Here is a 22,335-nt window from a genome sequence, read left to right as displayed (position 1 = left end):
CCGCGGAGCGTCGGCCGACGGAGCGTGTCCGAACGCTCCCTCACGGGTGACGGTGCTGCGGTGGGCGCCGGAGCGGCGGCGGGCGGGTGTCCGCGGGCCGGTACGGTGGCACGTCGCGGCCCGGCTGATAGTGCGGGCCCTGCCGGATGTGCCTGAGGATCACGGCCATGTCGACGATGGTCACCAGCCACAGCACCCCGCAGGCAGCAGCCCAGCCGGGGCGCCCGACCAGCGCGAACGCGGCCGTGCCGAAGACGGCCCAGGCCGCACCCCACACGCTCAGCCACAACCGCGCCCGCAGGGCACTGCGGGCGGTCACCGGTTCACTGCCCGTACGCATCCCGGATCACCACTCCTGTCTGCAACGTACTCCTGGACCGCACATTCACCAAGGGGGACCCCGCCGTGCTGCCGGACGCCGCCGACCTGCCCGACCTGCTCCTCGACCTCGCCGTGCCGCACGAGGACATCAACGAGGTGGTGGCACTGCGGCGGGCCGTGACCGCCGACCCCGGGGTACGGCGGCTGGTGGAGGCGGGCGCCGGGGACGTGACCGGTGCCGTCCGGGAGGTCGACGACCCGTCCGGGCTCGCCGACCGGGCCGCCCAGGCCCCGGCCGCCCTGGGCGACTACTTCCTCGTGTACGTCTTCCTCGCGGCGGTGCCGCACGTCCGCGCGGTGCACCGGGCGCGCGGCATTCCCGACGACGTCTCCCGCCACACGCTCACCGACCTCGGCCGCGGCATGGCACTGCACCGCCGGCGGTACGGCAGGGGAGGGCTGGGTGCGCGCCAGGGGCACTGGCTCACCCGGCACTTCTGCGGGCGGCTCTACCAGCTGGGACGCCTGCAGTACGAGCGGACGGGACTCGGCGAACGCACGGCGCAGGCGATCAGATCGGCCGGCACCGACGTGACCGGCGGCGAGCCCTCCCTGAACCTGCACATCCCCGACTTCCTCGGACCGCTCACCCCGGTCGCCTGCGACCGCTCCCTGGACCACGCCCGGGAGTTCTTCGCCCGGCACTTCCCCGAGGAGCCCCACGCCGTCGCGACCTGCCACTCCTGGCTGCTCGATCCACAGCTGCGCCGGCACCTCGCGGCGGACTCCAACATCGTCCGCTTCCAGGAGCGGTTCCGGCCCGGATGGGCGGACCCGGAGCCGGCCGACACCACACCGGTCGGCTTCGTCTTCGGCGAACCCGACCTGCCGGTACGGGACCTGCCCCGCCGGACGTCGATGGAGCGGGCGGTCGGCGACCACCTGCGGGCGGGCGGCCACTGGTACGTCGGGCACGGATGGTTCCCGTGGGACCAGTGACGGCTGTCAACCGTGCCCTTCCGCGGGAAAGTTCCCGTCGACCTTTCGAACTGCTCGAACGAGTGAACCGTCGGGGTGCGGGAACGGCGATGCGGCGACCGGCCGTTGTTCGGGCATGACGGTTGAAATGCGTGAGGGGTACGAGGGAACGGGGCCGGGAGCGATCACCCCGGACGGCTGCGCGGTCGAGCTCTACTCGCGCCTGGCCCCCGGAGCCGAGCCGGACATCATCGAGGCGGCGGTGCCGGCCGGTGCCCGCATCCTGGAGCTGGGCAGCGGTGTGGGGCGCATGACGCACCCGCTCCTGGAACGCGGGTTCACGGTCACGGCGGTGGACGAGTCGGCGGAGATGCTGGCGCGCGTGCGCGGGGCACGCACGATACGCAGCACCATCGAAGGGCTCGACCTGGGCGAGAAGTTCGACGTGGTGATGCTCGCGTCCTTCCTGGTGCACACCGGGGACGCGGAGGTGCGCCGGGGCATGCTGCGCACCTGCGCGGCGCACGTGGCGGACGGCGGCTGCGTGCTCGTCCAGCGGGAGGGCGCGGACTACCACACGAAGGTGCCGAGGGAGCGGGTCGACCCCGGCGGCTACACCGTCCGGATCCTGTCGGCCGAGCCGGTCGGGGACGGGGTGAACTCGGTGCACGTGGAGTACGAGTTCCCGGACGCGATCTGGACCCAGACCTTCCTGGCCCGGCCGCTCACCCGGGAACAGTTCGAGGAGGCGCTCGCGGAGGCGGGACTGGAGGTGGCCGAGTATCTGACCGAGGACGGGACGTGGGTGAGGGCGGTACCGGCGGCTCGACTGGGGTGACCCCGCCGAGCGGGCGTGGCGCCGGGTCCGCCGGCCGGGCCTGGCCCGCGGGGCCAGGCCCGATGGATCACCGTCCGCCGCGGCGTCCACCGCTCGGCCGGCCTGCCGAGCCCGTTCCGCCCGCGCCGGTCCCGCCCGTGCCGCCCATCCCACCCATGCCGCGCAGTCGTTCCAGCTCGCGGCGGTCGCGCTTGGTGGGGCGGCCGGTACCGCGGTCGCGGATGCCGAGGGGGGAGAAGGCCTCGCGGGGCGGGGGCGGCGGGGAGTTGTCGATGTAGCACACGGCGGCCACCGGGGCGCCGACCCGCTTGCGGATCAGCCGCTTCACGATGACGACCCGCTCCCGCCCCTCGTGGCGCAGCCGCACCTCGTCGCCGACGCGCACGGAGTGGGCGGGCTTGACCCGTTCGCCGTTCACCTGGACGTGCCCGCCACGGCAGGCGGTGGCTCCCATGGAGCGGGTCTTGATCAGGCGGACGGCCCAGACCCAGCTGTCGATCCGCACGTTCTCACCGGGAGCGGGCCCCGCGGCCTCGGCGGCGGCGACGGCCGCGGCCACGGCGGCAGGGTCGAGGGACTGGGCGGCAGCGGCGTCGGTGCCTTCGGCAGGCGCGGCCTCGGTGGAGGTGCCGGTCCCACCGCTCTCCTGCTCCCTGCCCTCGTCCGCATCCTCAGAAGCCATGCCCCGACCTTAGCCCCCCGAGCCGGCACCGACGGAACCGTTTTGCCGACGCCCGTCATCCCGCCCCGAAGGGGCCACCCCCACCCGAGCCGCTCCGGCAGACCTCGCCTCGGCCCTACCGTTGAACCGTGGACCGCACCCCCCTCAGCCGGCTCGGCCGCCTCGACCAGCGCGTCAGCGTCTGCCGTGCCTGCCCGCGCCTGGTCGCCTGGCGGGAGGACGTCGCGCGTACCAAGCGCGCTGCGTTCGCCGACTGGACGTACTGGGGCCGGCCCGTCCCCGGCTTCGGGCCCGCCGATGCCCGGCTGCTGATCATCGGCCTCGCCCCGGCCGCGCACGGCGGCAACCGCACCGGCCGGATGTTCACCGGCGACCGTTCCGGCGACGTGCTGTATCAGGCGCTGTACGACGTCGGGCTCGCCTCGCAGCCGACCTCGGTGAGCGCAGACGACGGCCTGGAGCTGTACGGCGTGCGCATCACCGCGCCCGTGCACTGCGCCCCGCCCGCCAACAAGCCGACCCCCGAGGAGCGTGACACCTGCCGCCACTGGCTGACCGAGGAGCTGACACTGCTGCGGCCGACGCTGCGCGCAGCCGTCGTGCTCGGCGCCTTCGGCTGGCAGGCCGCGCTGCCGGCGTTCGCGGAGGCGGGCTGGACCGTGCCCCGGCCCCGCCCGGTCTTCGCCCACGGCACCCGGGTCGGCCTCAGCGGCCTGGACCTCTTCGGCTGCTTCCACGTCAGCCAGCGCAACACCTTCACCGGCCGCCTCACCCCCGAGATGCTCCGCGACGTGCTGCGGACGGCGGCGGAGGCGGCCGGGCTGGTGTGAGGGGCGGGGCTCAGACGATCCGGGCCGCCGCAACCGGGCGGTCGTCCACCGTGTGGGTGCCGGTGGAGGCGGAGGAGTTGACGCTCCAGCGGTACCGGGAGAACTCGCCGGTGGCGTCGGAGGCGTAGAACATCATGTGGCCGATGCCGACGCCCTGGAAGCTCTCGCCGTCCACGTTGCTGACCATGCGGGTGTCCGGGTACCGCGGGTAGTTGCTGAGGCCGTAGACGCCGTGCGGGTCGGAGGTGCAGTCGACGATCTCGACGGCGTACTGGGTCTCGCCGGTGAAGTCGGCGACCCCGCTGAAGACGCCCTTGACCTCGCGGACCATGACGATGTGCCCGGTGTTCTCCGCGTCCTGCCCGTTGTAGTCGACGGCGATCAGATCACCCGGCCGCAGGTCGGTGACCTTGCGGATGCGGCGGAAGCGCGGTCCGGCGGTGTCGTTCCGGAATGCCGAGCAGTAGTCGGCGGCCTCCGGGCCCTTCTCCTGGAAGTACTGGAGGAAGTAGGCGTCGGTCGCCCACCCGTAGGTGTGCCTGAGCAGCGCCGTGACGAAGGACGAGCAGCGGGCTCGCGCCACCCAGCCGGCGAGGTCGTCCGGGCGGCCCCAGGTCACGGTCGCCGACGCGTCCATCAGATAGACGTTGTTCGCCCGCGCCGTACGCCCGCTGACCAGGGCGATCTCATCGGCGTCGAGGGCTCGGCCGTAGGCGCGGACGTCGTCGACCGCGCCCTTGAAGCGGTTCACGTAGCCGCCGTCCCAGCGGGCCCGGCCGATGCTGAAGCCCTGGGTCGCGGCCCAGGACAGGGTGGTGGCGGCGCTTCCTTCCAGGACGCCGTTCACATAGAGCTGGACGCGGGTGCCGTCCCAGACGCCCGCCAGGTGGGTCCAGACTCCCGTCTTCGTCACCGGGGCGGCGGCCAGCGCCGAGACCTTGGTGCTCTGGTCCTCGCTGCGTACCTTGAAGGCCCAGGTCCCGGCCGTGTCGTCGTACTGGAGCAGGAAGCGGCTGACGCTGCCGCCGTCCTGGCTCACGGCCGTGTACATGTTAGTGAGCACGGCGTCGTCGGCCAGCCGGACCCAGGCGGTGACCGTGAACGGGGCCGTGGTGTCCAGGACGGAGGCGGTGGCGGCGTAGGCACCGGCGGTGCCGTCGAAGCTCAGTTCGCCGCCCGCCCGCAGACCGGTCCAGCTCGCTCCCGGGCCCAGGGTGACCGGGTGCTCCAGGCCGGAGCCGTCGGCGCCGGAGCCGTCCAGCGGCCAGTGCCCGGCCAGTCCGGTCGGCAGACAGCCGGCCGCCAGCAGCCGCTGGTACCGCACCAGCTGCTCGGCCTCGGCCAGATGCGGTGCGCCGACCGGGGTGAACGGCGTGTCCAGCGGCTCGTCGGCGGCGGCGCTCCCCGTGCCCACCGTCATGCCGGCCACCGCGCCCATCCCCACCAGCGCGGCTCCGCTCAACAGCCCCCGTCTGCTCACCATGGTCATGCCCTCCCCGTCCGGTCCGCCCGGATCCGCGGCCGGTCCGTGCGGATCCGTTTCGATCTTCACTGGTGAGGAGAACTCTAGGAGATTCCTGTGTGAACTGATGTTCCTGTGGATGGCTACTCGGCAGCCGGATCTCGCGGCTGGTCGCCGGTGTCCCCGCCGAACAGGTGCCGGACGGTCGACCGGTAGTTGGCCTGGACGTGGCCCAGCGCGCGGGCACGGGCGCGGTCCGGGTCGCCGGACGCGATCGCGTCGTACAACTCGCGGTGCTCGGTGAGGAGTTGGGGCCACTCCTCGTTGCGCCGGGTGAGCCAGCGAAGTCGGCCGTCGACCGGCTCCATGACCGAGATGAGCAGGCTGTTGCCGGCCAGGGCCAGGATCCGGTCGTGGAAACGGGTGTTGACGTCGGTGATGGTCTCGGCGTCGCCCGCCTCGGTCGCCGTGGCCGCCCGGCCGAGCAGCTCCCGCAGCTCGGCCAGCGCCTCCGGTGTCGCCCGCGCCGCCGCCAGCCCGGCCGCGTACACCTCCAACGCCTCGCGGAGCTCGAAGAGTTCCTTGACGTCGGTCGGGGTCAGCCGGCGCACGACCGTACGGCGGGCCGACTCGAAGAGGACGAAGCCCTCGGCGACCAGGGCCCGGATCGCCTCCCGGACCGGCACCCGGGACACCCCGAACCGCTCGGCGAGCTCGCGTTCCACCAGCCGGTCGCCCGGGCCCAATCGCCCCGCGATGATGTCCTGGCGCAGGGTCGCGAGGACGCGTTCGCGCACCGCGCCCAGGGGTTCGATCTTCGTGGTGGGGGAGCCCATGAGGTCATTTTCGCCGACCCGGGGGGCTTTTACGGAGCCGTAACGGGACGGACATCGGTCCGAACGCTTGACGGGAGCACCATGACCGCAGTTTGGTATACCAAAAGCTGGTACACCGGTTGGTTCCCTGGAGGCCCCGTGTCCCTCGCCGACCGCGCCGAAGCCACCGGCGCAACCGTGTTCGTCCCCGATCCCCGGCTCACCAACGAAGACCTCGCCCCCGCCGAGCGGCGGAACTGGAAGGTCTTCGACCTCTTCGCCATGTGGATGTCCGACGTCCACAACCTCGGCAACTACACCTTCGCCGCCGGCTTGCTGGTCCTCGGCATGAACGTCTGGCAGGTCTTCACCTCCCTCCTCGCCGGCTTCGTGCTCATCTACGTCGGCATGAACTGGATGGGCAGGATCGGCCAGCGCCACGGCGTGCCGTTCCCGGTGGTCAGCCGCATCAGCTTCGGCGTCTGGGGCGCCAACATCCCGGCGCTTATCCGGGCCGTGATCGCCATCATGTGGTACGGCATCCAGACCTATCTGGCGTCCGTCGCCGTCAACGTGATGCTGCTGGCCGCCTGGCCGGGCCTGAAGTCCCTGACGGAGAGCTCCTTCCTGGGCCTGGACTCGCTCGGCTGGATCTCCTTCGTCTCGCTCTGGCTGATCCAGGCGGCGATCATCAGCCGGGGCATGGAGACGATCCGCAGGTTCCAGGACTTCTGCGGCCCGGCGATCTGGCTGGTCATGATCGCCCTCGCGGTCTGGATCCTGGCCAAGGCCCACTGGACCATCTCGCTCACCTCCACCCCGCACCCGGTCTCCACCGGCGAGCAGTGGCGGCAGTGGTTCGGCGCGATCGGCCTGATCCTCGCCACCTACGGCACCCTGATGCTCAACTTCTGCGACTTCTCCCGCTTCGCGCCCGACTACCGCACCGTGCGCCGCGGCAACTTCTGGGGCCTGCCGATCAACTCCACGGCCTTCGTGGTGGTCTCCGTCATCGTCACGGCGGGCTCCCTGGAGGTCTTCGGCGAGGCCATCACCGACCCGGCCGAGCTGGTCGCCAAGGTCGGCAACACCTGGGTCCTGGTCGTGGCGGCGCTGACCTTCGCGGTCGCCACCATGGGCGTCAACATCGTCGCCAACTTCGTCTCACCGGCGTACGACCTGGCCAACGTCTGGCCGCAGAAGATCAGCTTCAAGGTCGGCGGCATGATCAGTACGGTGGCGGCCCTGGTCGTCACGCCCTGGAACCTCTTCTCCAACCCCACCGTCGTCAACTACTTCCTCGGCGGCCTCGGCGCCTTCCTGGGCCCGCTGTTCGGCGTGATCATGGTCGACTACTACGTGATCAAGCGCGGCGACGTGGACGTCCAGCAGCTCTTCAACGCGGCCCCCGGCTCCCCGTACCACTACCGCAAGGGCGTCAACCCCAAGGCCCTGTGGGCGTTCCTGCCCTCGGCTGCGGTCGCGGCCGTGCTCGCGCTGGTGAAGACGTTCAGCGGCGTGGCGCCGTACTCCTGGTTCATCGGCACCGCCCTGGCCGCGGGCCTGTACCTGGCACTGTGCCGCCGTGACCGCGCGCCGGCCCCCGCCCCCGTCCCCGTCGCCGAGGAGGTCTGAAGAACGTGCGGATCGTCGTCACCAACTGCAACACCACGCAGGAGATGACCGAGGAGATCGTACGAGGTGCCCGGGCCGCCGCAGGCCCGGGCACCGCCGTGACCGGGCTGACCCCGGGCTGGGGCCCCGAGTCGGCGGAGGGCTGGCTCGACAGCTACCTGTCCGCGGCGGCGGTCCTGGACGCGCTGCGGACGTACGCCGGTCGGCCGTACGACGCGGTGGTGATGGCAGGTTTCGGCGAGCACGGGCGGGAGGGCGTCCGGGAGCTGGTGGACGTGCCGGTCGTCGACATCACCGAGGCCGCCGCCCATCTCGCCTGTCTGCTGGGCCGCCGCTACGGCGTCGTCACCACCCTGGACCGGTCGCGCGGGCAGATCGAGGACAGCCTGGAGACCGCCGGGGTGGCCCGCAACTGCGTCGCTGTCGCCGGCACCGGACTCGGCGTCCTGGACCTCGCCGGTGACCCCGGGCGCACGGAGGCCGCGTTCCTCGCGGCGGCCGAGCGGGTCCGGGACGCCGGCGCCGAGGTCCTGGTCCTCGGCTGTGCCGGAATGACGGGGCTGCAGCGGGTGGTGGGGGAGAAGCTCGGCGTTCCGGTGGTCGACGGGGTCGGCGCGGCGGTGAAGCTGGCCGAGTCGCTGGTGGCGCTGGGGCTCACGACCAGCCGGGCGGGCAGCTACCGGAAGCCGCTAGCGAAGAGACGGGTGTGGGGGACCGTACCGGGGCGGCCGTAGTGCGTGGGTCTTCGAAGGGGACGACAGCGCCCGGGGCCGGCTCAGGGCCGCCACACGTACCGCACGTCCGGCTCCCGCTCCTCGTTCCCGCTCCCGTCCGTGTGCTCGACGGCGGCGAAGCCGTGCCGTTCGTAGAACCGGTGCGCGGGCTTGTTGACCTGGAAGGTCCAGAGCGTCAGCCCCGACGGGGAGCGCTCCTTGGCCAGCGCGACGAACCGGTCACCGATGCCGCGCCCGCGCCACTCCGGGGCCAGGTACAGCTGGGACAGCAGGTCCCCCGCGAGCACCATCATGCCCACGACCCGGCCGTCGGCCTCCGCGACCCACGTCTCCCGCGCCGGCACCACGACGTCCCGGATGTACGCGCGCACCTCGTCGTCCGAGCGCGGCCGGACGACGGTGGGCAGGGCGGCGCCGAACGACCGCAGCCACACATCGGCGACCCCGGCGGCATCCGGCCCGCCGGCGCGGCGCAGTACGACCTCGGCGTTCACCCCCGCGGCCCCTCGGGTACGACGGCCGTGGCCGTGATCTCCACCAGCTGCCCGGTGTAGCCCAGACAGGCGACCCCGACCAGCGTCGACGAGTGCGGTCCGGTGCTGAGCCCGGAGGCCTCGACGACCTCCCACACGCTGGACAGCACCGCGGGCTCATTGCTCACGACGTACACATCGGTCGCCAGCACGTGCTCCAGGTCGCTGCCGACCGAGCGGAGCTGCTCCCGCAGGTTGGCGATCACCTGCTCGGCCTGCCGCGGCGGATCCCCCTCGCCGACGAGCTTCCCCTCGTCGTCCAGCGGAACGGAACCGGCGAGGAACGCGAGCTTCGTGCCGGCCTCCACGACGGAGACGTGCGAGTAGCCGGGCGGCGGGAAGAGAGCCGGGGCGGTGACGCGCTGGATCACAGGAGCTCCTGGTGAACGGCGGACAACCTGTCGATCATCCGCGCCCCCGCCGGGTGATCGCACCTGAATTTCCCGCCCCGGGTCCCAGAGCGCGAACCGGCGTCCTTCGCCGAAGACGACCGGGTACGCCTCGGAGACGGCCGCGTACACCCGGCGCAGCAGCAACTGCTCCGCCGCCCGCCCGCCGCGTCCAGGATCTCGTCGTAGCGGGCCGGCCGATGGCGCAGGTAGTCGACCTTCCAGCGGTCGAGCGCGGCGGCAGGCGTGCCGGTGCCGACAGCCGCCGGCCCGTGCGCCTCGGACTCCCGCCTCCCGCCCGCCCGTTCGTGATGCTCGACCGCCGGCACCACCAGCCGGTCCTGCGCCGGCCGGGGCACTTCGACGGTTCCGCCGCGATCCGTGCCGGCGCCTCCCGCCGCCTGCGCACGGCGGCGGCCCGTGCCACGGCGGACCGCCGCGCGGCAGCAGCCGCCACCACCCGGACCTCCACACAGCCGCCGCCGCACCAGGCCCGGCGTCCAGCCCCGGGCCCGCAGCCCGGCCGTCGGCACATACCCGAAGTGCTGCGGGCCTTCCCCGGCACCGGCCGCCCTGCTCGAAACAGCGTGGGGACAGACCGGTTGCCGCTGCAGGTCCGAGCGGGCCCGCTCGCGTTCCGCCCCGAACCGGACCCGCACGGAATTGCGTTCATAAAGAAAGCGGCTCTCTGCGGCACTTGTCACACCCACGAAATGCGAACGCACCTTTTCGCCCGGGAACGCGATCTACCGTGGGAGATCGAAGCCAACAGCCCGGCCACCGTCGCCCGAAGGCACACCCCGCCCTCGTCCGAACTGGAGCCCCGTGTCCCGTCGTGTCGCCCTGCCGCCCTGGCTCGCCCATGCCCTGCGCACCCAGCGCGGGCCCGTGTCCTGGAGCGCCGTGACGAGAGGGGCGCTGGCGGCCGGGCCCTTGCTGCTCGCCGCGGTCCTGCTGCACCGCACCTCCCTCGGCGTCGTCGCCGCCATCGCCGCCATGCTCGCCGGGATCAACGACCGGCCGGGCAGCCGGCGGTCCGCCGTCCGACGGCTCGGGGTGCCCGCGGCGGCCGGGGCGCTCGGGCTGCTCGTCGGGACGTACGGCGGAGAGCACCTGACCGCCGTCCCCCTGACCCTGCTGCTCACCGGGCTCGGACTGGTCGCCGGCGGGACGAGCGCCGTCGGGCCCGTCGCCTCCGGGGCCGGGACCCAGCTGCTGGTCGCCGCCGCCATCGGCGCCGGGATGCCGGTCGCCGAGGCGGGCTGGCAGCGGGCCCTCGCCTTCCTCGCGGGCGCCGGGTGGCTGGTCGTGCTCCGCCTCGCCCTGCCCACCCCCGGCGCGATTGCCGGTGACTTCCGCTTCGACGGGGAGCGGGACGCCGTCGCCGCCGTGTACGACGCGGTCGCCGACCTCCTCGACGCGGTGGGCGGCGAGGCCGCCGGCCGCCGGCGCGTCGCCCTCACCGCCGCGCTCGACCACGCCCAGGACGCGCTCACCGGTCCCCGGCTGCGGCGGTACGCCAGTTCCGCCGCCGAACGCCGGCTGCACGCGCAGTACGCCGCGGCCCTGCCCCTCGCCGAGGCGGCGACCGCCCTCGCCTGGGGCGGGGAGCCGGTGTCCGCGCGGGCGGCCGAGGGGCCCCGGCGGCTCGCCGTGGCCGTCCGGGAGAGCGGCGCCACCGGACCGCTGCCCGCACCCTCGCGGTCCGCGCCCGCGCTGCGCGCCCTCGACGACGCCCTGCTGCGCGCCGCGGAGACCTTCGACCGGGCCGAGGGCGGCCACCAGCGGCCACCGGCCCGGCGCCGCCCCGCCCTCGACCTCGTGCGGGCCGCGCTCGGCAGCGGTGGGCGCGAGTACGGGCTGCGGGTCGCCCTCTGCTTCGGCGCCAGCGCCGCCATCGCCCAAGCCCTGCACCACGCCCGCTGGTACGGCGAGCACCAGCACTGGTACTGGCTGCCCGCCACCGCCGTCTTCCTCGTCAAGCCCGACCTCGGGCCGCTCGCCTCCCGGGTGCTGTGCCGGGCCGCGGGGACCGTGCTAGGCGCCCTCGTCTTCGCGGGCCTCGCCGCCGTACTGCCCCGGCCCGAGGGGCTCATCGCGCTGGTTGCCGTCTGCGGGGCGGTCATCCCGGTCTCCACCCGGCACTTCGGCGCCCAGACCGCCGTCGTCACCGTCCTCGTGCTCGCCCTCGTCATGGTCGGCGGCGAACCGCAGGCCTCCGTCAGCCGGATCGGCGAGACACTGCTGGCCTGCGCGCTCGTGCTGATCGTCGGCCATCTGCCGTTGGCGGGGAAGCGGGGCGGCGGGGTACGGGCCCGGCTCGCGGCGGCCGGGCGGGCCGCGCACGCCTATCTCGACCACGTCCTCAGTGAGTCCGGCGACCGCGGCGAACGCTGGGCCCTGCGCCGCGAGGCCTACCGCACCCTCGCCGAGGCCCGCACCGCCATCGCGCTCGCCGCCGCCGAACTCCCGGCCCTCGCCCGGCACACCGAGGGCACGGACGCGGTGGCCGCCGTACTCGAACGGCTCGTGGACACGACCACCGCGTGCGCCGTGCACCTCGACGAGACGGGTCGGCTGACCGCCCGGCAGGCCCGGCAGCTCGAAGACCTGGCGGCAGAGCTGGAGCGCGGTGGGCAGCGGCTCGGGGTCGCGGTGCCGCGGATGCCGGTCGCGGCATAGGCGGCCGCGGCCGCGCCGTCCGCCTCGGTCCCCGAACCGTGCCCGCACCGACGCGTGGTCCGCCGCCGCCCCGCGCCGCCGGATGCTCGCCCACCGACGGCAGGAACGCGAACACGGGTGGCGCATCCAGGAGTACGACACCTGACGGACCCACGCCCGGGCCGACAAGGGTGCCGAAAGCACGGAGAAAAACCTCCGGCCCCACCGATGAGTTCTTTTCCCTCCCGCGGTCACCACCCGGACCGACCGTTGTACAGGAGGGCCCATGTCGCTTCCGGAGATCGTCTCGCGTGAGCGGTGGCGCGCCGCGCGTGCGGAGTTACTGCGCAAGGAGGAGGCGCTCACGCGTGCGCGGGACGCGCTGAGCGCCGAGCGGCGCCGGCTGCCCATGGTCGAGGTGGACCCCGAGTACGTCTTCGAGGGCGGCGACGGCAAGGCGACCCTGCTGGACCTGTTCGACGGGCGGCCGCAACTCGTCGTGCACCACTTCATGTTCGCCCCGGAGTGGGAGGCCGGCTGCCCCAGCTGCGCCGCCTTCCTGGACCAGGTCGGCCACCTCGCCCATCTGCGGGCGCGCGGCACCGCGTTCGCGGTGGTCTCCCGGGCGCCGTTCACCAGGATCCTGCCGTTCAAGGCGCGGATGGGCTGGACGCTGCCCTGGTACTCGTCCTGCCACGGCGACTTCAACCGTGACTTCGAGGCGACCATCGTCGTGGACGACGAACCGGTCGAACGGCCCGGCATCAGCTGCTTCCTGCGGGAGCACGACCGGGTCTTCCACACCTACTCGGTGTACGGCCGGGGCCTCGACGGACTCGGCCCGGCCACCTCCCTGCTCGACCTCACGGCCCTCGGCCGGGTGCCGGAGGGCAGCGACCGCGTCCGTTATCACGACGAGTACGAAGACTGACACAGCCGGTCACGGAAGTGGCCGAAAGTCAGCCGAAAGTCAACGGACCCTCACCGTCCGCGCCGAGGGTGTGTCGGGTATGTCTCAGTAGCGTCACCGGGCGAGCCATTCGCGTTCTCCAGAGCGTTAACTCCTACAGGTACGACGCATTTCTGGAGGTGCAGGATGGTGAACGGGCGAACCGTGCTCGAACGCTTTCCCGCAGGCGGACCGCGAGGATCATGGCCTGCGGAGGAGTTCGCGCAGGCCCGGCGGCTGGAAGGGCTGCCTGCCGAGGTCGTGATGGATCTGGCCACGGACACGTTCCTGGTCATCGTGCGCGGCACCGGCGGGGTGGAGGGCTAGACGGCTAACCGGCTTTACGGACCGGCAGCTTCGCCGTGAACTGGTCCGCCTGGAGCGCGTACAGCTCCGCGTAGACCCCGCCGCTCGCCAGGAGTTCGTCGGGGGTGCCCGACTCCACCACCCGGCCCTGGTCGAGGACGTGCACCAGATCCGCGTGGCGGACCGACGCCAGCCGGTGGGTGATCAGTACGACGGTCTGCCCGTTGCCCGCGAGCGCGCGGATCTTCTCGAAGACCTCCAGCTCGGCCCGGGCGTCCAGGGCGGCCGTCGGCTCGTCCACGATCAGGATGTGACCGCGCCGGTAGGCGGCCCGCGCGATGCCCAGCCGCTGCCACTGACCGCCGGACAGCTCGTGCCCGCCGCTGAAGTTGCGGGCCAGCAGGGTGTCCAGGCCGCGCGGCAGGTCCTCGACCACCTCCTGCGCGCCCGCCTCCGCGACCGAGGCGGCCAGCCGCTCGTCGGTGAGCGGTGCCGACGAGCGGCCGACGGCCACGTTGACCTTGGCGGTGAACGGCCAGCGCTTGAAGTCCTGGGCGACCATGGCGATGCGCTCGGCGAGCCGGTGCCGGTCGGCTCGTGCCGCGTCGACGCCGTCCCACAGGATGCGGCCGTGGTCCGGCTGGTACAGGCCCGCCAGCAGCTTGACCAGGGTGGTCTTGCCGGAACCGTTCTCGCCGACCAGGGCGATGATCCGGCCGAGGGGAAGCGCGAGCGTCACGTCGTCCAGGGCGGGGCGGGCGGCACCACCCGTACGACCACCCGGATCATCGCTCGGGTGATTGCTCGGGTGATTGCTCGGATAGGTGAAGGTAACGTTCTCGAAGCGGATCTCCTGAGGGTCTTCGGGCAGCGGTTCACCGCCGAGCGGGATCGCGCGCTCCGCCGCCTCGACGTACAGCCGCTCCAGGTCGCCCACGAACAGCGCCTCCTCGTGCAGCGTGTTGATCTCCAGCACGAGGGTGCTGAGGCTCGCGGAGCCGCTGCGGATCGCGATCACTGCCGTACCGGCCACCGACAGGGCCATCGCCCCGCTCAGCAGCAGCCCGCCGAGCGTCGCGTACGTGGCGACGGTCGCGAGGCCCGTCCAGGCCGCCGCGATCAGGCCGGTACGGGCCGCGAGCCGCGCCAGCCGGGCCTGCTCCGCCTCCGCCGTCTCCGACATGGCCCGGTAGTGCCGCAGCAGGAACGGGCCGACCCCGTGCACCCGGATCTCCGGCGCCGCCTCCGGTTCGGTGAGCAGGGTGCTGATCAGGTGGCCGGCGCGGACGTGCTGCACCCAGGTGTGGAACGACTCGTAGCGGCGCCGGGCGATGGTCAGGGCGCCCCAGGCGCTCGGGATGGTCATCGTGATCAGCAGCGGGAGCAGGGCCGGGTGCAGCACGGTCAGCACACCGGCCGCGGTGATCAGCGAGATCATGGCGTTCACCACACGCGTGCCGTACATGATCATGCGGCGCGCGGAGGAGGCGCCGTACTGGGCCGTGTCCAGCAGTTTGTGAAAGGCGTGGTCCTCGATCGCGGCGAGTTCGACGGCCGCGGCCCGCTCCAGGTACATCTCGGTCGCCACCCGCTCGACCTTGGGCTCCAGGCGGCCGGTGGCGTAGGTGGACGCGGCGCGCAGCAGGGCGGCCACGAACATGACGGCGGCCATGACCACCAGGGCGGGGGCGGAGCTTCGGAGCCGTTCCTCGAGGGCGCCGGTGCCGATCAGCCGGCCCAGCACGCTGTTCACGGCGAGCAGGCTCACCGCCTGGGCGACTCCGACACCCACCTGTGCGGCCAGCACGATCCGCGCGGCTCCGGCGTCCGCCTGCCGGGCCAGCCGCAGACTGGACGCGAGCATGCCGGGCAGCCGGGTCATCATGGCGCGGAAGTCCAGCTCCAGGAAGGCGTTTCCGTGCTGGCTCCAGCCCATGTCGTAGCGGAGCGGCCCGCCGAACAGCAGCTGCTCGGACTCCGACGTCTCGGGCACCGCCGTGTCCCGCTTCTTCCTCACCGCGATCCTCCCCGGGGTCGTGACCGTGACCGTGAGACTGTCCGTGACCGTGAGCCTGTCCGTGTCCGTGAGCGTGTCCGTGGACGAACGGCCACTATCGCGGGCGGAGTCGCCACCGGGCAGGGCGTGCGACGAGGCTCGTGGGGCGCGGGGGAGTGTGCGGGGGTACGGCCCGAGGCAGGCCCGAGCCGCGGGGAGTGCGCGCGGGTGTGCGGACCGGGACATCCCCGAGCCGCAGGGGGTGCGAGGGAGGTGTGGAGCGTGGCAACCCGAGCGGCCTGGGCGGCCCGAGAGCAGAACCGGCGCGATCGGCTCACCCGGGGCCCTGCCGGCCGAAGCGGCGCAGCGTCACGCGCTCAGGGGGCGGGACCACTCCGGTGTCGTACCCGTCACCCGGCACAGGGCGAGGTACAGCGGTATCGGCGGGGTGTACGGCACCGTGCCCTCGGGGCGGTGGATCAGGCGGGCGGTGCCGGGAAGCGGGGCGCCCGGGCCGTAGCGGGCGGGGGCGGGCCAGGTGAGGGCGTCGTCGGAGTCCGTCGGGACGATCCACCACCAGTGCGTGCCATCGGCGTACACGCATCCCACCCGCGGCAGCCGCGGCACCACCAGCGGCCCGAGCCGCGCCGGCACCGCCACCGCGTCGCAGCCCAGCGGTGCCGTCATGCCCTCGGGCACCGGGAACGATCCCGCGGCACCGCCCGCAAACGACGACCGCCGGTCGCGCTTCAGGCGGATCAGCGTGTCGAGGCCCAGCGAATGGCCGGAGCCGGACACGCCGTTCATGCCTGCCTCCGCCGGGGCACGGACCCCAGCGCCTCGGACCGCCCCGCCGCGCCGGAACCCGACGAGGGCCGGGGCACCGACGTGTGCGCCGGTTCGTGGGACGTGCCGTGCGACGGACCCGGAGCGGGGCGCGCGCCCCAGCCCAGGTCGTTGCGCGGCTCGGCGGCGTCCCGGGCGGCGTCGGTCTGGCGCGGCAGCTCCGCCCAGACCAGCAGCCCGGACCCGTGCTCCTGAGCCCCCCACGCCCGGCACAGCGCCTCGACGAGGAGCAACCCCCTCCCGTGCTCCTCCTCCGGGCGCTGCGGGGACGGGTGGGGCTCGTCGGGCGCACAGCCCTCGTCCTGCACGGCGATGCGCACCGTGTCGTCGTGGTCGTGCAGCTCGCACACGACGCGACTGCTCGCGGTGTGCACGATCGCGTTGGTGACCAGCTCGGATATGACCAGGGCGGCGGTGTCACAGGTGTCCGCGCAGACCGACCAGCCGGTCAGCCGGGCACGCACCAGGCGTCTCGCCTGGGCGGGGGAACCCGGATGAGCGGCCAGCTCGAACCGGAACCGGCGCGTGGCAGTGCCCTCACCTGGGGCGACTGCGAGACCGAGACGGTCTGCGGCGGCGTCTGTTCCTAAGGGCGCGGACGGAATCACGCTTGCCACTATCTCCCCGCCGTGAACACTTGGCAAGTGTCACTCTGAAAAATGCAGAGTGCTGTGTGACGCGGTGAAGGGCCGTGGCACACTGCTCGCAACAGCATGTCGAGCGGCGCCAGTTGGGATCAGTGAGGATCCGACGGACCGATCCGGCCAATGCGATCGATGTGACCGAACAGGATGTTCCGGCTGTTACGGCCAATTCGGTCTCACTGGTTGTTCCGGTCACCCCGTCAGATCGTCGAATGAGTCTTCGAATGGCGCCGCTGGGCTGTCGGCGTGCCGGGTGACACCTGTATGCGCGTGACCGTGTGTGGTTGGCCGCGTACGTGCGTGACGGCGTATGGGGTGTGACCGCGTATGCGTGTGTGGCGGCCAGGACGCCGGCGAGCCTGGCCAGGGAACAGGGAACTTCGTGGAGGTGGAGCGTGAGCGAGCCGCGGTCCGCGCCGACGGTGGGTCAGGTGGTCCTCGGTCGGCGCCTCCTCGACCTGCGGGAACGCGCAGGGCTCAAGCGTGAGGAGGCCGCCCGTGTGCTCCGTGTGGCGCCCGCCACCGTCCGCCGTATGGAGATGGCCGAGGTCGCCCTCAAGATCCCGTACCTGCAACTGCTCCTGAAGGCCTACGGGGTGAACGACGACGAGGCCGACCTCTTCGTCCGGCTCGCCGAGGAGGCCAACAGGCCCGGCTGGTGGCAGCGGTTCCACGACATCCTGCCCGGCTGGTTCTCCATGTACGTCAGCCTGGAGGGTGCGGCGAGCCTGATCCGCTCCTACGAGCCGCACTTCGTGCCAGGGCTGCTGCAGACCGAGGACTACGCGCGCGGGGTGCTGAAGTCGGGCGCCGTCGGCCAGACCGAGCCGGAGGAGATCGAACGCCACGTCGCCCTGCGCATGCAGCGCCAGCAACTGCTCACCCGTGCCGAGGCCCCCCGCTTCTGGGTGGTGATGGACGAGACCGCCCTACGCCGCCCGGTCGGCGGTCCGGAGGTGATGCGCGCACAGATCGACCGACTGCTCGACGTCACGAAGCTGCCCAATGTGACGCTCCAGGTCGCCCCGTTCTCCAGCGGGCCGCACCCGGGGACGTACGGGCCCTTCGTGCTGTTCCGATTTGCCATGCCCGAACTGCCGGACATGGTCTACAGCGAGTACCTGACCGGCGCCGTCTACCTGGACGCGCGCACCGAGGTGGCGACCCACCTCGAGGTCATGGACCGCATGGCGGCGCAGGCCGCTACGGCACAACGCACGAAGGAGATCCTCCGGGATCTCCGCAAGGAGCTGTGAATGGATCGCATAAAGCCCCAGTCCGGGCCGCGGAACCGCACTGAGCGGATCTACAACGGCATGCCTGCCCGGGAGCTGGGCAGCGAGGGCTGGCACAAGCCGTGGAGCGGCGGCAACGGGGGCAACTGCCTGGAGGCGATGAAGCTGGCCGACGGCCGGATCGCCGTCCGTCAGTCGACCGACCCGGACGGGCCGGCGCTGATCTACACCACGGACGAGATGACGGCTTTCATCGAAGGCGCCAAGGCGGGGGAGGCCGACTTCCTGCTCTCCTGAACCTCTTCTGTCTCCTTCTGTCTGCTTTTCTTTCTTCTTATTCAACTTCTTTGTAATGGTGCTGAATTGATCATCGACCACGTCAGACGTTTACGGAGTGCCTCGTGATCGACACCGGCAAGCCGCACCCGGCACGCATGTACGACTGGTATCTCGGCGGCAAGGACAACTACCCCGTCGACGAGGAGATGGGCCGGCAGATGCTCGCCCTCGACCCCCGGGTGCCGGTGATGGCGCGGGTCAACCGCGCCTTCATGCACCGCGCCACCCGGTGGCTGGCCGAGCACGGCGTACGGCAGTTCCTGGACATCGGCACGGGCATCCCGACTGAGCCCAACCTGCACCAGATCGCCCAGGGCATCGCGCCCGACGCCCGGGTGGTCTACTGCGACAACGACCCGATCGTGCTCGCCCACGTGACGGCCCTGCTGCGCGGCACATCCGAGGGCGCGACGGAGTACCTCCAGGCCGACGTGCGCGACCCGGCCGCGATCGTGGCCGGCGCGCGGGCGGTCCTGGACCTCGACCGCCCGGTCGCGCTGTCGCTCGTCGCCCTGCTCCACTTCGTCTCCGACGAGGACGGGGCGCACGAGCTGGTCGGCCGGCTGCTCTCCGAACTGCCGTCCGGCAGCTACCTGATGATGACCCACGCCACCGCCGACTTCACCCCGGAGGAGTCGGCGGCGGCGATCGCCAAACTCAAGGCGGCCGGGGTCACGCTGGCGCTGCGCTCCCGCGAGGAGTTCGGCCGCTTCTTCGACGGCCTCGAACTCGTCGAGCCGGGCGTGTCGGTGGTCCACCACTGGCACCCGGAGCTGGGCGAGCTGGTACCGGGACAGGACGACGGGGTGATCCCGGGCTACGGGGCGGTGGCGCGCAAGCCGTAGACCCTTCGGGCACGGGCGTCACGTCCGCCGGGTGACTTCCCGCCCGGCGGCTTCCCACGGTCGCCGCCCGTCGGCCCCGGCCCTTACACCGTCATCGGCCGGTCGTGCGGAGATATCGGAGACGGCAGCCGCGAACTCCCTGTCAGGTAGTGGTCGACGGCCGCCGCCACCGCCCGCCCCTCTGCGATCGCCCACACGATCAGCGACTGCCCGCGAGCCGCGTCCCCGGCGGCGAACACTCCGGGGACGTTCGTGGCGAACCCCGCGTCCCGGGAGACGGTGCCGCGCGGCTCCGTCGCCACGCCCAGCTGGTCGATGAGTCCGTCCTCCCGGTCGGGCCCGGAGAAACCGAGCGCGAGCAGCACCAGGTCGGCCGGGAGCGTCCGCCCGGTCCCCGGCACCGGCAGCCGCGCCGCGTCCACCTCCACCAGATGCAGCGAGCGCACATGCCCGCTCCCGTCGCCCGTGAAGCGAAGCGTCGACGCCGCGAACAACCGCGCGTCCGCGTCCGCCGAGGGCGCGGTCTCCAGGTCCCGCGCCTCCTCGTGCGCCGCCGAGAGCCGGTAGATCTTCGGATACGTCGGCCACGGCTCGACGTCCTCGTCCCGCTCCGCGCCCGGCTGGGCGTAGATGTCCAGCTGGGTCACCGACGCGGCCCGCTCCCGCAACGCCGTCCCCAGACAGTCCGCCCCCGTGTCACCCCCGCCCACGATCACCACGTGCTTCCCGGCCGCCGACATCGGCGACTCGGCCAGATCCCCCTCGCACACCCGGTTGGCCAGCGGCAGGTACTCCATCGCCTGGTGTATTCCGTCCAACTCCCGGCCCGGCACCGAAAGTTCCCGCCACGCCGTCGCCCCGGTCGCGATCACCACCGCGTCGTACCGGGCCCGCAGCTCCGTCGCCCGCAGATCCCGCCCGACCGCCACCGACGTACGGAACTTCGTCCCCTCGGCCCGCATCTGGGCCAGCCGCCGTTCAAGATGGCGCTTCTCCATCTTGAACTCCGGGATGCCGTACCGCATCAGCCCGCCGAGCCGGTCGTCCTTCTCGTACACGGCGACCGTGTGCCCGGCCCGGGTCAGCTGCTGCGCCGCCGCTAGCCCGGTCGGCCCGGAACCGATCACCGCAACGGTCCGCCCGGACAGCCGCTCCGGCGGCCGCGGCGAGGCGAACCCCTCCGCCCAGGCGTGATCCGCGATGGCGCACTCCACGTTCTTGATCGTGACGGCGGGCTGGTTGATCGCCAGCACGCATCCCGCCTCACACGGCGCAGGGCACAACCGTCCCGTGAACTCGGGGAAGTTGTTCGTGGCGTGCAGCCGGTCGCTCGCCGCCCGCCAGTCCTCCCGCGACACCAGGTCGTTCCACTCGGGGATCAGGTTGCCCAGGGGACACGCGTCGTGGCAGAACGGCACCCCGCAGTCCATGCAGCGGTCCGCCTGCTTGCTGATGATCGGCAACAGCGCCCCGGGGACGTACACCTCGTCCCAGTCCCGGACCCGCTCCTCGACGGGCCGCCGCGGCCACTCCTCGCGCGGCGTGGTCATGAACCCCTTGGGATCGGCCATGGTCGTCTTCCTCGCGTGCGGTACCCCAGGCCGTGCGTCATCGGGCGGCACTCTTTCGGCCACGATACGTCCCCTCGGTTACGCCCGCAGAGTGGCCGACAGCGCCTTCCGACGGGGGTTCCTCAGCAGGGAGCCAGCGGGGTGCCAGCCGGGTGCCAGACGGGTGCCAGACGGGATCCAGCCCCTGTCCAGCCCTGGTCCAGCCCGTGTCCAGTCGGGGCCGGTCCGCTGCCACCTCCTCCTCAGGACAGAGCCAGTACGTAGAGGACCGCCGCCGCGGCCGACGCGACGGTGCGCACGTGGTTCCAGAGCGTCCACTCACGCACGTACACCGGCCAGTAGGAGACGGCCTCCGGGGTGCCGGGCTCCAGCTTGGCCAGCGCCTCGTTCCGGGGCACGTTCGCCATCGCGGTCAGCCCGAACGAACCGAACAGATACAGCCCGCTGCCCAGCAGCAGTGCCACCTTCCCGTGGTCCGGCCACACCACGAACGTCACCACCGCGATCATCGCGCACACCACCGCCGACCCCGCGAACACCAGCATGAACACCGGGGTCAGGGCCGCCCGGTTGATCGCGTTCATCGCGGCGACCCCCTGCGCCGGCGGCAACGAGGCCAGCCCGCGCATCACGAAGGTCGAGAACCCGCAGAACACCCCCGCCACCAGTCCGGCCCCCAGCACCCCCAACAGGACCAGCACGTAATACGGCCCGTCGATCACGACCACCACACCCACTCTCGCCCCTGGACGCCTTCGCCTCTCAGATCAATGCCCATGGGCCGCCCCTCCCCATGAGGGTGAAGCCCGTCCACATACACATCCGGCCACATGCGCCCCCACCTCCTTCCCCACTCCTGCCGGTCCTCCTCGCCCCGTCCCCGCCCGCCGTCACCCGGTCAGGCGGATCTGCACCCCGGCCTCCCACTCCCGCAGCACCGCCTCCACGGTGCGCGCGATCCGCCGCCGCGCCTCGTACCGCGGCACCCCGCTCATCAGCAGCTGGTCGTACGGCGTGTCCACGTGCCGTACCCCCGCCACCACCGCCGAGGCCACCGCCCCCTCCGTCAGCGCCCGCCCGGCCGCAGTCCGCCCGACCCGCCCGCTGCCCCGCACCGAGGCGTGCGCCGCGATCCCCCGGGCCCGCTCCACCGGGCAGCCCGGGAACAGGCGCAGGATCTCCGCCGCGAACGCCTCCGTGAACCGCACGTCCTGCGCCGCCCGCCGCTTAGCGTCCCGTGCCCGGCGCCGCCGCCGTGCCTCGGCGTCGGCCAGGCACCGCGCCTCGGCCCGGGCCAGCGCGGCCTCCTCGACCAGGACGCCCTGCCGCTCGTACCGGCTCTTGCGCCGGTTGAACCGGACCACCACCGCCGACAGCGTGCTCTCCTCCCGCGACCGCCGGGTCAGTGCCGTGTCGCCCCGGGGCAGGAACACCAGATGCCCGAGATCGGCGCACTGCAGGCACCGCGGCACCCCGTCCTCCACCACCAGCAGCGACAACGGCCCCCGCCGGCACGCCGCACACCGCTTGTGCCGCAGCGGCTGCACGACCAGAAGTCCACCGGGGTGAGGGGGAGTTGCGAGGCGTGTCATATGCGGTACTTTCCCCTCCCCGGGGACTGATCTCACGTCGTTCGCGCCCTCCCCTTCGGCCGAGCGAAGGCGTCCTCCCGTCCGGCCCGCGGCCTGGCCCGCGGCCCGTCACGCCGACCGCCACCGCTACCGGC

Annotated in this window: 23 protein-coding genes; 11 read left to right on the top strand and 12 right to left on the bottom strand. The window is 72.6% G+C overall.

The window, feature by feature from the left end; translation table 11 throughout:
• Nucleotides 1-40: 40 nt before the first annotated feature.
• The gene (locus ACZ4UV_RS01125; protein ID WP_390038247.1) at nt 41-340 is read right to left on the bottom strand and encodes a DUF6343 family protein; all 300 of its coding nucleotides are present in this window, start codon (nt 338-340) and stop codon (nt 41-43) included.
• A 65-nt stretch (nt 341-405) separates the two neighbouring features.
• Here ACZ4UV_RS01125 and ACZ4UV_RS01120 point away from each other — a divergent pair, with 65 nt between their 5' ends.
• Entirely contained in the window at nt 406-1,320 is a 915-nt protein-coding gene (locus ACZ4UV_RS01120) for an acyltransferase domain-containing protein (protein WP_451021443.1), read from the top strand.
• A gap of 127 nt (nt 1,321-1,447) precedes the next feature.
• Nucleotides 1,448-2,137: a class I SAM-dependent methyltransferase gene (locus tag ACZ4UV_RS01115; RefSeq protein ID WP_451021450.1), complete on the top strand. Its 690-nt coding sequence runs from the start codon at nt 1,448-1,450 to the stop codon at nt 2,135-2,137.
• 67 nt (nt 2,138-2,204) lie between these two features.
• On the opposite strand, the gene ACZ4UV_RS01110 is transcribed toward ACZ4UV_RS01115, so the two are convergent.
• Nucleotides 2,205-2,819: an RNA-binding S4 domain-containing protein gene (locus ACZ4UV_RS01110; protein ID WP_451018642.1), complete on the bottom strand. Its 615-nt coding sequence runs from the start codon at nt 2,817-2,819 to the stop codon at nt 2,205-2,207.
• A 128-nt stretch (nt 2,820-2,947) separates the two neighbouring features.
• Here ACZ4UV_RS01110 and ACZ4UV_RS01105 point away from each other — a divergent pair, with 128 nt between their 5' ends.
• The gene (locus ACZ4UV_RS01105) at nt 2,948-3,649 is read left to right on the top strand and encodes a uracil-DNA glycosylase (RefSeq protein WP_451018643.1); all 702 of its coding nucleotides are present in this window, start codon (nt 2,948-2,950) and stop codon (nt 3,647-3,649) included.
• A 10-nt stretch (nt 3,650-3,659) separates the two neighbouring features.
• On the opposite strand, the gene ACZ4UV_RS01100 is transcribed toward ACZ4UV_RS01105, so the two are convergent.
• Nucleotides 3,660-5,132 carry a LamG domain-containing protein gene (locus ACZ4UV_RS01100; protein WP_390038255.1) on the bottom strand — a complete coding sequence of 491 codons (1,473 nt, stop codon included), beginning with the start codon at nt 5,130-5,132 and terminating at the stop codon, nt 3,660-3,662.
• Nucleotides 5,133-5,254: 122 nt separating this feature from the next.
• Nucleotides 5,255-5,947 (bottom strand): GntR family transcriptional regulator, encoded by a 693-nt coding sequence (locus tag ACZ4UV_RS01095; protein WP_390038257.1) that lies wholly within the window; start codon nt 5,945-5,947, stop codon nt 5,255-5,257.
• 138 nt (nt 5,948-6,085) lie between these two features.
• Between ACZ4UV_RS01095 and ACZ4UV_RS01090 the strand changes: the two genes are divergently transcribed.
• Both ACZ4UV_RS01090 and ACZ4UV_RS01085 read left to right on the top strand, forming a co-directional pair.
• Nucleotides 6,086-7,561, top strand: a complete 1,476-nt coding sequence (locus tag ACZ4UV_RS01090; protein WP_390038259.1) for an NCS1 family nucleobase:cation symporter-1 — start codon at nt 6,086-6,088, stop codon at nt 7,559-7,561.
• A 5-nt stretch (nt 7,562-7,566) separates the two neighbouring features.
• Nucleotides 7,567-8,295, top strand: a complete 729-nt coding sequence (locus ACZ4UV_RS01085) for an aspartate/glutamate racemase family protein (protein ID WP_451018645.1) — start codon at nt 7,567-7,569, stop codon at nt 8,293-8,295.
• Between the two features lie 41 nt (nt 8,296-8,336).
• Here the strand turns inward: ACZ4UV_RS01085 and ACZ4UV_RS01080 are convergent, their stop codons facing one another.
• Nucleotides 8,337-8,789: a GNAT family N-acetyltransferase gene (locus ACZ4UV_RS01080; RefSeq protein WP_390038262.1), complete on the bottom strand. Its 453-nt coding sequence runs from the start codon at nt 8,787-8,789 to the stop codon at nt 8,337-8,339.
• Nucleotides 8,786-9,199, bottom strand: a complete 414-nt coding sequence (locus tag ACZ4UV_RS01075; protein WP_390038264.1) for a RidA family protein — start codon at nt 9,197-9,199, stop codon at nt 8,786-8,788. Before ACZ4UV_RS01075 ends, ACZ4UV_RS01080 begins: the two co-directional genes overlap by 4 nt.
• Before the next feature lie 843 nt (nt 9,200-10,042).
• On the opposite strand from ACZ4UV_RS01075, the gene ACZ4UV_RS01070 reads away from it, so the two are divergent.
• From ACZ4UV_RS01070 to ACZ4UV_RS01060, 3 genes are all read left to right on the top strand, one after another.
• A complete protein-coding gene (locus ACZ4UV_RS01070) occupies nt 10,043-11,899 on the top strand; it encodes an FUSC family protein (RefSeq protein ID WP_451018646.1) in 1,857 nt (618 codons plus the stop codon).
• A gap of 265 nt (nt 11,900-12,164) precedes the next feature.
• A complete protein-coding gene (locus ACZ4UV_RS01065; protein WP_451018647.1) occupies nt 12,165-12,809 on the top strand; it encodes a DUF899 domain-containing protein in 645 nt (214 codons plus the stop codon).
• A gap of 165 nt (nt 12,810-12,974) precedes the next feature.
• Nucleotides 12,975-13,154 carry a hypothetical protein gene (locus ACZ4UV_RS01060; RefSeq protein ID WP_093504414.1) on the top strand — a complete coding sequence of 60 codons (180 nt, stop codon included), beginning with the start codon at nt 12,975-12,977 and terminating at the stop codon, nt 13,152-13,154.
• Nucleotides 13,155-13,158: 4 nt separating this feature from the next.
• Here the strand turns inward: ACZ4UV_RS01060 and ACZ4UV_RS01055 are convergent, their stop codons facing one another.
• From ACZ4UV_RS01055 to ACZ4UV_RS01045, 3 genes are all read right to left on the bottom strand, one after another.
• The gene (locus ACZ4UV_RS01055) at nt 13,159-15,150 is read right to left on the bottom strand and encodes an ABC transporter ATP-binding protein (RefSeq protein WP_467835162.1); all 1,992 of its coding nucleotides are present in this window, start codon (nt 15,148-15,150) and stop codon (nt 13,159-13,161) included.
• A gap of 348 nt (nt 15,151-15,498) precedes the next feature.
• A complete protein-coding gene (locus ACZ4UV_RS01050; RefSeq protein ID WP_351485656.1) occupies nt 15,499-15,936 on the bottom strand; it encodes a hypothetical protein in 438 nt (145 codons plus the stop codon).
• Nucleotides 15,933-16,592, bottom strand: coding sequence for an ATP-binding protein (locus tag ACZ4UV_RS01045; RefSeq protein WP_451018649.1), 660 nt, complete (start codon nt 16,590-16,592; stop codon nt 15,933-15,935). The genes ACZ4UV_RS01050 and ACZ4UV_RS01045 overlap by 4 nt, the downstream gene beginning before the upstream one ends.
• Nucleotides 16,593-17,014: 422 nt before the next feature.
• On the opposite strand from ACZ4UV_RS01045, the gene ACZ4UV_RS01040 reads away from it, so the two are divergent.
• The 3 genes from ACZ4UV_RS01040 (at nt 17,015) to ACZ4UV_RS01030 (ending at nt 19,038) form a co-directional block, all read left to right on the top strand.
• Nucleotides 17,015-17,875: a helix-turn-helix domain-containing protein gene (locus ACZ4UV_RS01040; RefSeq protein WP_351485660.1), complete on the top strand. Its 861-nt coding sequence runs from the start codon at nt 17,015-17,017 to the stop codon at nt 17,873-17,875.
• Nucleotides 17,876-18,151 carry a DUF397 domain-containing protein gene (locus ACZ4UV_RS01035; RefSeq protein ID WP_089100964.1) on the top strand — a complete coding sequence of 92 codons (276 nt, stop codon included), beginning with the start codon at nt 17,876-17,878 and terminating at the stop codon, nt 18,149-18,151.
• A 104-nt stretch (nt 18,152-18,255) separates the two neighbouring features.
• The gene (locus ACZ4UV_RS01030; RefSeq protein ID WP_467835158.1) at nt 18,256-19,038 is read left to right on the top strand and encodes an SAM-dependent methyltransferase; all 783 of its coding nucleotides are present in this window, start codon (nt 18,256-18,258) and stop codon (nt 19,036-19,038) included.
• 83 nt (nt 19,039-19,121) lie between these two features.
• On the opposite strand, the gene ACZ4UV_RS01025 is transcribed toward ACZ4UV_RS01030, so the two are convergent.
• From ACZ4UV_RS01025 to ACZ4UV_RS01015, 3 genes are all read right to left on the bottom strand, one after another.
• A complete protein-coding gene (locus ACZ4UV_RS01025) occupies nt 19,122-20,609 on the bottom strand; it encodes a glutamate synthase subunit beta (protein WP_451018650.1) in 1,488 nt (495 codons plus the stop codon).
• Nucleotides 20,610-20,851: 242 nt separating this feature from the next.
• Complete coding sequence (locus tag ACZ4UV_RS01020) at nt 20,852-21,331, bottom strand: anthrone oxygenase family protein (protein ID WP_451018657.1); 480 nt, start codon at nt 21,329-21,331, stop codon at nt 20,852-20,854.
• Nucleotides 21,332-21,499: 168 nt separating this feature from the next.
• Nucleotides 21,500-22,201: a DUF2293 domain-containing protein gene (locus tag ACZ4UV_RS01015; RefSeq protein ID WP_451018651.1), complete on the bottom strand. Its 702-nt coding sequence runs from the start codon at nt 22,199-22,201 to the stop codon at nt 21,500-21,502.
• Between the last annotated feature and the right edge of the window lie 134 nt (nt 22,202-22,335).

The organism is Streptomyces sp. NPDC028289 (assembly GCF_055565975.1).
This window is presented reverse-complemented; position numbering and strand designations above follow the sequence as displayed.